A 10375-nucleotide genomic window follows, 5' to 3' on the forward strand; every position below is an offset into this window, starting at 1 on the left:
CCGGCTGACCCGGGGGTCCACCGCTCGGTGGACCCCCGGTCCCGTCTCCCGGGGCTCATGCCCGTGCGGGTGCGCGCGGGAGGCTGGGGCCATGACGAACGCACCCGCGGTCCTGGTCCGGGACCTGCACAAGCACTACGGCGCCAAGCGCGCCGTCGACGGCCTGGACCTCGAGGTCCACGCCGGCGAGATCTTCGCCGTGCTCGGACCCAACGGAGCCGGCAAGACCACCACCATCGAGATCCTCGAGGGCTTCCGCGACCGCGACCGCGGCGAGGTGGCCGTCCTGGGCGTCGACCCGCAGCACGCCGACCGGGCGTGGCGCAGCCGGGTGGGCATCGTGCTCCAGAGCGGCGACGACCGGGCCGAGCTCACGGTCCGCGAGCTCGTGCGCCACTTCGCGACGTTCTACCCCCGTCCCCGCGACCCGGAGCAGCTGATCGAGGCCGTCGGCCTCACGGCGAAGGCCGGCACGCGCGTGCGCCAGCTGTCCGGCGGGCAGCGGCGCCGCCTCGACGTCGCGCTCGGCATCGTGGGGCGGCCCGAGCTGCTCTTCCTCGACGAGCCGACGACGGGGTTCGACCCCGAGGCCCGCCGGTCCTTCTGGGACCTGCTGCTCGGCCTGCGGGACGAGGGCACCACGATCCTGCTCACCACCCACTACCTCGACGAGGCCGAGCACCTGGCCGACCGCGTCGCCGTCGTCCGCGACGGGCGCGTGGTGGCGCTGGACGCGCCCGCCGCGCTCGGAGGGCGGGCCACGCACGAGGCGCTCGTGCGGTGGCGCGAGGACGGGGTCGTCCAGGAGCACCGGACGGCGACCCCGACGGCGCTCGTGGCCGAGCTGTCGCGCCGCTTCGCACCGGGCGAGGTCCCGGCGCTGGAGATCCTGCGTCCCACCCTCGAGGACGTGTACCTCGAGATGGTCGGCGAGGGCTCGCGCCTCGCCCCCACGCCCAGCCGTCCCGCCGACCTCGAGGAGGCCGTGCGATGAGCACCGCCGCGTCCACCACCGCGCCCGCCCGACCCGCGCACGGAACCCTGCCCTCTCCCCTGCGGCTCGCCGTCGGGCGCACCGGGCTCGAGCTCAAGGAGTTCTTCCGCGAGCGCGACGCGGTGGTCTTCATCTTCGCCTACCCGATCCTCATGATGGCGATCTTCGCGACCGTCTTCGACGGGCAGGTCCAGTCGGACGGCACGATCTCCGTGGAGTTCGCGCAGTACTTCCTGCCCGGCATCCTCGCGACCGGCATCATGCTGTCGAGCTTCCAGACCATCGCGATCGACCTCGCGGTGCAGCGCGACACCGGCGCGCTCAAGCGCCTGCGTGGCACGCCACTGCCCCCGGTCTCCTTCTTCCTGGGGAAGGTCGGGCAGGTCCTGGTCAACACGGCCGTGCAGGTCGGGCTGCTGCTCACGCTCGCGTTCGTGGTCTACGACGTGCCGGTGCCGGACGCCTCGCACTGGGCCACCTTCGCGTGGGTCCTCGTCCTGGGCACCGCCACGGGCACGATCTGCGGCGTCGGGTTCTCCTCGCTGCCCCGCACGGGCAAGTCGGCGAGCGCGGTCGTGACGCCGGTCGTCCTGGTGCTGCAGTTCATCTCCGGCGTCTTCTTCCCGTTCTACTCGCTGCCCGAGTGGATGCAGAGCCTCGCCTCGGTCTTCCCGCTCAAGTGGATGGCCCAGGGCATGCGCGCGGCCTTCCTGCCCGACGGCGCGGCCTCGCTCGAACCGGCGGGGTCGTGGGAGCTGGGCACGACAGCTGCCATCCTGTGCGCATGGCTCCTGCTCGGACTGGTCGTCGGTGTGCGCACGTTCCGTTGGCGCAGGCGTGACGACGGCTGAGCGGGCGCCCGGCACCGCGGAGCGCGCGGCCTTCTGGGGCCGCGCGCTGCGCGGCTGGGACGCGGCGTTCTACGCGATGATGGCGATCGCCGCCGCCGCCGTCGTCACCGGGTCCGGAACGGGCCGGAGCGTGGGGTGGCCGCTCGCACTCATGGCGGCCCTGGTCGCCGCCTACCTGCTGCTCGGCCGGCGCGCCGCCCGGGGCGGCGACCACCGGCTCGCCCTGACCTACCTCGGGGTCCTCGTCGCCCTGACCTCGGCGATCGTGCTGGTCAACACGATCGGCACGATCCTGCTGTTCATCGCCTACAGCCAGATCTGGTTCTTCGCGGACTCGCGCCGCCTCGGCGTCGTCTTCTCGGTCCTCCTGACGATCGGGGTCTTCGGCGCGCTCGTCCTGACCGTCGGCCCCGGCGGGGCGGAGCTCGCGAGCGCCGTGGCCCAGGGCGCGATCGCGCTGGCGTTCGCCGTCCTGCTCGGGCTCTGGATCACCGCGATGGCCGAGCAGAGCGAGGAGCGGGCGGAGCTCATCGAGCGGCTCGAGGCGGCGCAGGCGGAGCTCGGGCGCTCGCACCACGCCGCCGGGGTCGCGGCCGAGCGCGAGCGCATGGCGCGCGAGATCCACGACACGCTCGCCCAGGGGTTCACGAGCATCGTCATGCTGGCCCAGACGGCGACGGCCGACCTGCGGCGCGAGCGGCCGGACCAGGCCGCGGAGCGCATCGCACTGGTGGAGCGCACGGCGCGCGAGAACCTGGCGGAGGCGCGCGCGCTGGTCGCGGCGTTCGCCCCGGTCGGGCTGGACGGCTCGACGCTGGCCGAGGCACTGGGACGCCTCGCGCGACGCTTCACGCAGGAGACGGGAGTGCGCGTCGAGGTGGTCCTGGAGGGCTCCACGCCGCTGGGGCGCGACCACGAGGTGATCCTCCTGCGCGCCGCGCAGGAGGCCCTGGCCAACGTCCGTCGCCACGCGGACGCGCGCCAGGTCCAGCTGGTCCTCGCCGCGGGCCCGCTCGGCGCGCAGGACGGCAGCGCCGTCCACCTGGAGGTGGTCGACGACGGCCGGGGCATCGACCCGGACGCCGCCGAGGGCTTCGGCCTGCGCGGGATGCGCGACCGCGTGACGTCCGGCGGGGGCGAGGTCGCCGTCGTGCCGCGCGACGGCGGTGGGACGCGACTGCGCGTGACCCTGCCGGTCGGTCCCGTCGGTCCCGCCGGTGACAGCGACGGCGTGGCCACGGACCTGCGCGCGGCCGACGGCGGGGCGGCGTCGTGAGCGGCCCCGCGGGCGCGGGCGACGGGGCGGGCGTCGTGCGGGTGCTCGTGGCCGACGACCACCCCGTCGTGCGGGCCGGCATCGTCGGCCTGCTCGCGGGCGAGCCCGACCTCGTCGTCGTCGGCGAGGCCGGCGACGGCGCGCAGGCCGTGGCCCTCACGGCCGAGCTGCGGCCCGACGTCGTCCTCATGGACCTGCGGATGCCCGTGCTCGACGGGGCCGGCGCGACGGCGCAGGTCCTCGCCGCCCAGCCGGGCGTGCACGTGGTGGTGCTGACGACCTACGAGACCGACACCGACATCCTGCGCGCGGTCGAGGCGGGCGCGACCGGGTACCTGCTCAAGGACGCGCCGCGCGACGACCTGGTCGACGGGGTCCGCATGGCGGCCCGGGGCCAGACGGTGCTCGCGCCGTCGGTGGCGCGGCGGCTCGTGACCCAGGTCCGCCGCCCGGACGAGCGGCTCACCGCGCGCGAGCTCGAGGTGCTGGCCGGCGTCGCGCGCGGCGGGACCAACGCGCAGATCGGCAGCGAGCTGTTCATCGCCGAGGCGACCGTCAAGACCCACCTGCTGCGGATCTTCGCCAAGCTCGGGGTCGACGACCGGACGCACGCCGTGACCGTGGCGCTCGCGCGGGGCATCCTGCGCCAGCCCTGACGGCCCGGGTGGGCCGTCAGGTCGAGGGTCCCGGCGCCTGGCAGACTGTCGAGGTGCGTGACCTGGCGAGTCTTCCCAAGGCCCACCTGCACCTGCACTTCACCGGGTCCATGCGCCCGAGCACCCTGACCGCGCTGGCCGCGGCCCGCGGCGTCCGTCTCCCCGCCGCGCTCGCCGAGGCCACGACGCAGGTGACGAGGCCCCCGGCGGACGAGCGGGGCTGGTTCCGCTTCCAGCGCCTGTACGACGCCGCCCGCGCGTGCGTCAGGTCCGAGGCGGACATGCGGCGCATCGTCGCCGAGGCCGCGCAGGACGACGCGGCCGAGGGCTCGGGGCGCCTCGAGATCCAGGTGGACCCGACGTCGTACGCGCCGTTCACCGGCGGCATCACGCCCGCGCTCGAGATCGTGCTCGACGAGGCGCGGGCCGCGAGCGCGCGGACGGGCGTGGAGGTCGGCGTCGTCGTCGCCTCGTCACGCGTGCGCCATCCGCTCGAGGCGCGGACCCTCGCGCGACTCGCCGCGCGCTACGCCGGCGACGGTCCGGGCCAGGTGGTCGGCTTCGGGCTGAGCAACGACGAACGGCGCGGGAGCACCCCGGACTGGGCCCCGGCGTTCACGATCGCGCGCCGCGCCGGCCTCGCGTCGGTGCCCCACGGCGGCGAGCTGCTGGGGGCGGGGCACGTCGCGCAGGTGCTGGACCACCTCGCCCCCGACCGTCTGGGGCACGGCGTCCGCGCGGCCGAGGACCGGCACGTGCTCGAGGAGGTCGTGCGCCGCGGCGTCGCGCTCGAGCTCTGCCCCGCCTCGAACGTCTCGCTCGGGGTCTTCGCCGAGGACCACCAGGTGCCGCTGCGCACGCTGACGGACGCGGGCGCGACGCTGGCGCTCGGGGCCGACGACCCGCTCCTGTTCGGGTCGCGGCTCGTCGACCAGTACGAGGTCGCCCGCACCGTGCACGGGTTCGACGACGCGGCGCTCGCCGAGCTCGCGCGCGGGTCGGTCCGGGCGTCCCGCGCCGGGGAGACGACGCGCGCGCGACTGCTGGCCGGGATCGACGCGTGGCTCGCCGTTCCGGAGGCTTGACCGGTTCGACGCCCTGGTGCAATGTATCAATCCATTGATTCATTGCGAGGAGGCGCCGTGTCCCGGACCGGCCAGGTCGAGCTGTTCGTCCCGCCCCTCTACGACCTCCTCTGGGCGGTCGTGGGCTTCGGCACCCCCCTCGCGCTCGTCGCGGCGATCGTGGTCGTCGCCCTGCGCGGCGGGCGCGGGCGGTCGGGCGGGATCAGCCGTACCGCATCCGTCGCCCGTCGGCACGCCGTCGGGGTGCACCTCGCAGCCTGGGTGGCAGCCCTCGTGGCCCTGCCCCTCATGGGCTACGGCGGCCTCCCCGGCCCACCCGAGGCGGTCCGCGCGTACGCGACGGCCCTGGGCGGCTCGAGCTCCTTCGACAGCGGGTCCCTCGTCGCCCTCGTACCCGCAGGGGTCGGGCTCGCCTTCCTCCTCGTGCACGCGGTCGGCGAGCTCACGTGGCCCCGACCGACGGGCACCGTGCGGCGCGCGACCCTTCGACCCCGCCGCGTGGTCGACGTGGCGCCCGCGGGCGCCCGGCGGGTCACCTGGGCATGGGGCGCGGTGCTGTTCGTGGTGCTCCTGGCCTGCGGGCTCACGGCCGAGCCCGACGGACGATCGCTCGGGCGCACCTCCGGGGCCTGGGTCGTCAGCCACTCCCCCTTCCCCGGGTGGCACTACGGGGTCTCGCTCCTCGCAGCCGCGGCGCTCGTCCTCGGGGCGCAGGAGGGCGTGCTGCGGCTCATCACCCGGCGACCGGCGGTCGCCGACGCCGCGGAGGCGTGGGACCTCGGCCTGCGCCGCCTCAGCGCACACCGGGTGCTGCGCGGCACGCAGCTGGTCCTCGGCTGCACGGTCGGCGCCGTGCTCGTGGTCGCGGGCACGAGCGTCCGGGCGGTCGGCGACGACCACGCTCCCGGTGCGGCGGCCGGCGGCAGCACCGCCTACGTGCTGGGCGGCACCGCCCTGGTGGTCCTGGGCCTGGCCTCGCTCCTGGTCGCGATGGCGCTCACGCTCCGGCAGGGCGACGCGGTCGCCGCGCCCGCGGTCGACGCGGACGACGCCCTCCACGACGCAGCGCGATGAGCCTGCGCATTGAGGTCGACCTGGCCTCCGGCGTGCCGCCGTACGAGCAGATCCGGCTCCAGGTGCTGGCGCACGTCTCCGCCCGGAGGCTGCGCGCGGGCGACCGGCTGCCGACGATCCGCGCGCTCGCGACCGACCTCGGCGTCGCGTCCGGCACGGTGGCGCGCGCCTACCGCGAGCTCGAGGCGGCCGGCGTCGTCACGACGCGGCGGCGCGTGGGCACCGTCGTCACCGACGTCACGCCGTCGGGCGACGCAGGTCTGCGGGACGCGGCGCGCCGCCTGGTGGAGGAGGCGCGATCGGCGGGGCTCGACGACGACGCCGTCCTGGGCCTGGTCCGTGGCGCGCTGCTCGGCGGTCGTGACGACACGCGGCCCACGGAGGGGGCTCGTCACAGGGAATGAGCCCTTGTCCGTCGTGTCTGGATCCGGTAGCATTCGAACAGACGTTCGAGTGATCCGGAGGCGGGCATGGCGGTGCTGGCGGCGGTGGAGCCCTTCGGGGTCGCCGCGCCGGCGCGCGTGGTGACGGACGTGCGCGGGCTCGTGGAGCGGGTCAAGGCGGTCGGTGGTGCGGCGGGTGACTGGTCGGCGCTGGAGCGGCGTGAGGTGCTGGCGGCGCTGGACGCAGCGGTCGGTGCGCTGACGGTGGTGCGGGGCGAGGTGCTGCTCGCCGAGCGGGACAGCGGGACGTGGCGGGCGTCGGGTGATCCGAGCTTCGAGGCGTGGCGGGGTCGCACGTCGCGGTCGGGGGCGCGGGCGGTGCTGACCCAGGTCCGCCAGGCCGACGCCGCCACCCGCTTGCCTCAGTTCGGGGACGCCGCCCGCGAGGGCGCGGTCACCGTGGACCACATGGAGGCGCTCGGCCGCGTGGTCGCCGGCGCGTCGGGGGCGGTCAAGGACGCCTTGGCTTCTCCGGAGCGGCAGGCGCAGCTGGTGGAGACCGCGCGGCGGGTCGATGCGGGGACCTTCGCCCGGGCAGTGGCGCAGCTCGCCGCCGAGGTCGACCCGCTCGCCCACGAGCGCGGGCACCAGGCGCAACGTGCGGCACGGTTCCTGACCCTGGCCGACACCCCCGAGGGCACCCGCATCAAGGGGCTCGTCGACCGCATGGCCGGGCACCGGCTGCGGTTGGCGCTGGAGGCGGTGTCGCCGCGACCCGGCAAGGACGACGACCGCTCCCACGAGCAACGCCGCGCCGACGCCCTGGACACCATCGCCGAGAAGATCCTGGCCCTGCCCGAGACCGGCAGCGGCGCCGCGGTGCGACCCCACGTGTCCTTCCTCATGGACGCCCAGACCTGGGCAGGCCTGCGCGCACTGCGCGCCGCGGGCAAGCTGGACGCGACCGGCGCGGCTGCGAGCGGCGCGACGGAGCACCTGAACCCCGACACCGCGTCGTTCGCGCCGGTCACCCTGGAGGACGGGACCCCGGTACCGATCAGCGAGGTCGCCCGCGCCCTGTGCGACTGCGACCTGACCCGCGTGGTCATGGACGCCGACACGATGCCCCTGGACATCGGACGCACCCAACGCACCTACACCGGCGTCCAACGCCGCGCCGTCATCGCCCGGGACCGCGGATGCTCGTGGCCCGACTGCGGCGCCGAAGCCCGCTGGGGCGAGGTCCACCACATCCGCTGGTGGGAACGCGACAACGGACCCACCTCGCTCACCAACGGCGTGCTCCTGTGCGTCTTCCACCACCACGAGGTCCACCGACGCGACCTGACCATCACCCGACAACCCGGACCAGGACGCCGACCCCGGTACACCTTCCGTGACCAGCGCGGGCGACCCGTCGCCGTGCCGGGAGATGCTCGGGCGAGCCTCGATCCGGCTCGCGCGGCCGAGCCGAGCGGTGCGGCCGGTCCCAGTCGTGGCGACGAGGCGGGTGAGATAGCGAGGGCCTCGGCGACACGGGAAGGCGGCGTACCGCCCGACCTCTTCGCCCTCGGGTGAGCGAGACCCGGAAGGTCAGAGCGAGCAGCCGACGAGCACCGGCTCGGGCTCGAGCTCGATGCCGAAGCGGTCACGCACGCCGTCGCGCACCTCGCGCGCGAGGGCGAGGAGCTGCGCCGTCGTGCCGTCGCCGCGGTGCGTGAGGGCCAGGGGGTGCTTGGTGGACAGGCCCACCGGACCGGGGAGGCCGAAGCCCTTGCCGAAGCCCGAGTGCTCGATCAGCCACGCGGCGCTCGTCTTGACGAGCGTCTCGTCGACCGCGCCGAGGCTCGGGCCCGTCGTGGCCTCCGGCCGGGACGAGCGCACGGCGAACCGCGGGGCGCCGGCCGGCAGCGCGTCCGCGACCTCAGCGGTCACGACCGGGTTGGTGAAGAACGATCCGGCGCTCCACGTGTCGGGGTCCGCCGCGTCGAGCACCATGCCCTTGCCGGCACGCAGCTCGAGGACGGCGGCGCGGACGTCCGCCGACGGCGCCCGCTGCCCGACCTCGATACCGAGCCGCCGCGCGAGCTCCGGGTAGGCCACAGGCGCCGACAGGGTGCCGAGGCGCAGCTGGAAGCCGACGTCGAGCACGACGTAGCGCGGCGTGGGCGCGAAGGCGGAGGGGCCGCCGTCGTCGGCGCGCAGCGAGCGCTTGAGCACCGACGTGCGGTACCCGAGCTCGAGGTCCACGGGCGCCATGGTGCGCACGCGCCCCCGCTCGCGGTCCCACACGCGCACGGTCGAGAGCGCGCCCCCGACGTCCTGCCCGTAGGCGCCCACGTTCTGCACGGGCGTCGCCCCGGCGGAGCCCGGGATGCCCGCGAGCGCCTCCACGCCGACCCAGCCCTCCGCGACGGCGCGGTCGACGACGTCGACCCACGGCGTCCCCGCCGGGACGCGGACGCTGGCACCGCCGCACGTGTCCGCGCTCTCGACGACCACGCCCGTGCGGACGTCGCGCACGACGACGCCGGGGAAGCCGGCGTCGGCCACGACCAGGTTGGAGCCGCCGCCGAGCACGAGGAGCGGCTCGCCGGCGGCATCGGCCTCGCGCACGACCGCCACGAGGTCCGCCTCGGACGACGTCTCGACGTAGCGGCCGACGGGACCGCCGAGGCGCAGCGTGGTCAGGGAGGCGAGCGAGGGCCCCGCGAGGGCAGCGGGCACGACGGTGGTCACCGATCCAGGCTAGCCCCGGCTCCCGCCGCGCCGGCGCCCGCCGGCAGCGGACGGGCGGCGGGAAGCGCCAGCAGCCCGATGACGACCGGGACGGCGATCGCGAGGAGGGCCTGCCGGTAGCCGACGTGCTGGGCCAGGAGCCCGAGCAGCGGCGGTCCGACGAAGAACGCCGAGTAGCCGATCGTCGCGACCACGGCGACGCGCGGGGCGGCGCGGCGCGGGTCGTCGGAGGCGGCGCTCATGCCGACGGGGAAGCCCAGGGCCGCGCCCATCCCCCACAGCACGACGCCGACCAGCGCGACGGCGAGGCTGGGGACAAGGCCGAAGATCAGCAGCCCGACGAGAGAGAGGCCCGCGGAGAGCCGGAGCACCAGCAGGCGGCCACAGCGGTCGAGCAGCCCCGTGCCCAGCAACCGCATCGCCGTCATCGCGGTGACGAAGATGCCGAACCCGAGCGCGCCGGTCGCGTGGCTGGTGCCGAACCCGTCCACCACGGCGAGGCTGATCCAGTCGTTGGCGGCGCCCTCCGTGAGGGCGGCCGCGAGGACGACGAGTCCGATGAGCAGCGTCCGCGGCTCGCCCCAGGCGCCGAGGCGGCTGCGGCGCGCGACGGGAGCCCCGTCGGGCACCGGCTCGTCCGTGGGCGCGTCGTGGGTGCCCTCGGGCAGCAGGTGGCGGGCGCAGACGACGATGCCGACCCAGCTCAGCACGAGCACGACGCCCAGGTGCGCCACCACCGGTGCGTGCAGCCACGCGGCGACGGCCCCCACGCCGGCACCGGCCATGGTGCCGAAGGAGAAGCCCGCGTGGAAGCGCGGCATGATCGTGCGCCCAAGCCGCTGCTCGACGGCGGCACCCTCGAGGTTCATCGCCGCGTCCCAGACCCCGGTGCCGACACCGCAGAGGACGAGCGACGGCACCACGAGCCACAGGGAGCCCAGCGCGACGCCCGTCGCCGCGAGGAGCAGGCCCGCCACGTTGACCGTGGCGAAGGCAATGATCGTGCGTCGCGCACCCAGGCGCTGCACCACGAGCCCGGACAGCGGCAGCGAGCAGAGGGAGCCGATCGAGCCCACGAGCAGCAGCAGACCGAGCTGCTCGGGCTCGAGGCCCAGCTCGTCACGCACCGCGGGCAGCCGCGCCGCCCAGCTCGCGAAGTTGAAGCCGTTGAGCAGGAAGGTGATGAACACGGCGGTCGACGCCGCGCGCACCACGGCCGCGCTCGGCGTGGCCGCGGCCGGCGCCGTCATCGGGCGGCCGCCACGAGGTCGCGCTGCCCGACGGGCACGGCCGGAGCGGCGGCCCCCCCGAGCGCGC

At 75.7% G+C, this 10375-nt stretch carries 10 protein-coding genes; 8 read left to right on the forward strand and 2 right to left on the reverse strand.

Annotated features, from left to right (window positions below; all coding sequences use genetic code 11):
* Window positions 1-91: 91 nt before the first annotated feature.
* From IDM29_RS00870 to IDM29_RS00905, 8 genes are all read left to right on the forward strand, one after another.
* On the forward strand, window positions 92-994 hold the full coding sequence (locus IDM29_RS00870) for an ABC transporter ATP-binding protein (protein ID WP_182112055.1): 903 nt from the start codon (window positions 92-94) through the stop codon (window positions 992-994).
* The gene (locus IDM29_RS00875) at window positions 991-1845 is read left to right on the forward strand and encodes an ABC transporter permease (protein WP_182112056.1); all 855 of its coding nucleotides are present in this window, start codon (window positions 991-993) and stop codon (window positions 1843-1845) included. The genes IDM29_RS00870 and IDM29_RS00875 overlap by 4 nt, the downstream gene beginning before the upstream one ends.
* A complete protein-coding gene (locus IDM29_RS17560; RefSeq protein WP_182112057.1) occupies window positions 1832-3121 on the forward strand; it encodes a sensor histidine kinase in 1290 nt (429 codons plus the stop codon). The genes IDM29_RS00875 and IDM29_RS17560 overlap by 14 nt, the downstream gene beginning before the upstream one ends.
* Window positions 3118-3777 (forward strand): response regulator transcription factor, encoded by a 660-nt coding sequence (locus IDM29_RS00885; RefSeq protein WP_220457967.1) that lies wholly within the window; start codon window positions 3118-3120, stop codon window positions 3775-3777. The genes IDM29_RS17560 and IDM29_RS00885 overlap by 4 nt, the downstream gene beginning before the upstream one ends.
* 53 nt (window positions 3778-3830) lie before the next feature.
* Window positions 3831-4862, forward strand: a complete 1032-nt coding sequence (locus IDM29_RS00890; protein WP_182112058.1) for an adenosine deaminase — start codon at window positions 3831-3833, stop codon at window positions 4860-4862.
* A gap of 57 nt (window positions 4863-4919) precedes the next feature.
* A complete protein-coding gene (locus IDM29_RS00895) occupies window positions 4920-5936 on the forward strand; it encodes a hypothetical protein (RefSeq protein ID WP_182112059.1) in 1017 nt (338 codons plus the stop codon).
* Window positions 5933-6340: a GntR family transcriptional regulator gene (locus tag IDM29_RS00900; protein WP_182112060.1), complete on the forward strand. Its 408-nt coding sequence runs from the start codon at window positions 5933-5935 to the stop codon at window positions 6338-6340. Before IDM29_RS00895 ends, IDM29_RS00900 begins: the two co-directional genes overlap by 4 nt.
* A gap of 66 nt (window positions 6341-6406) precedes the next feature.
* Entirely contained in the window at window positions 6407-7897 is a 1491-nt protein-coding gene (locus IDM29_RS00905) for an HNH endonuclease signature motif containing protein (RefSeq protein WP_182112061.1), read from the forward strand.
* Window positions 7898-7912: 15 nt separating this feature from the next.
* On the opposite strand, the gene IDM29_RS00910 is transcribed toward IDM29_RS00905, so the two are convergent.
* Together IDM29_RS00910 and IDM29_RS00915 are read right to left on the reverse strand one after the other, a co-directional pair.
* Window positions 7913-9058 (reverse strand): UDP-N-acetylmuramate dehydrogenase, encoded by a 1146-nt coding sequence (locus tag IDM29_RS00910; protein ID WP_255491638.1) that lies wholly within the window; start codon window positions 9056-9058, stop codon window positions 7913-7915.
* Window positions 9055-10308 (reverse strand): MFS transporter, encoded by a 1254-nt coding sequence (locus tag IDM29_RS00915; RefSeq protein ID WP_182112062.1) that lies wholly within the window; start codon window positions 10306-10308, stop codon window positions 9055-9057. Before IDM29_RS00915 ends, IDM29_RS00910 begins: the two co-directional genes overlap by 4 nt.
* Window positions 10309-10375: the final 67 nt, after the last annotated feature.

Source organism: Actinotalea sp. JY-7885 (genome assembly GCF_014525465.1).
Classification (GTDB): domain Bacteria; phylum Actinomycetota; class Actinomycetes; order Actinomycetales; family Cellulomonadaceae; genus Actinotalea.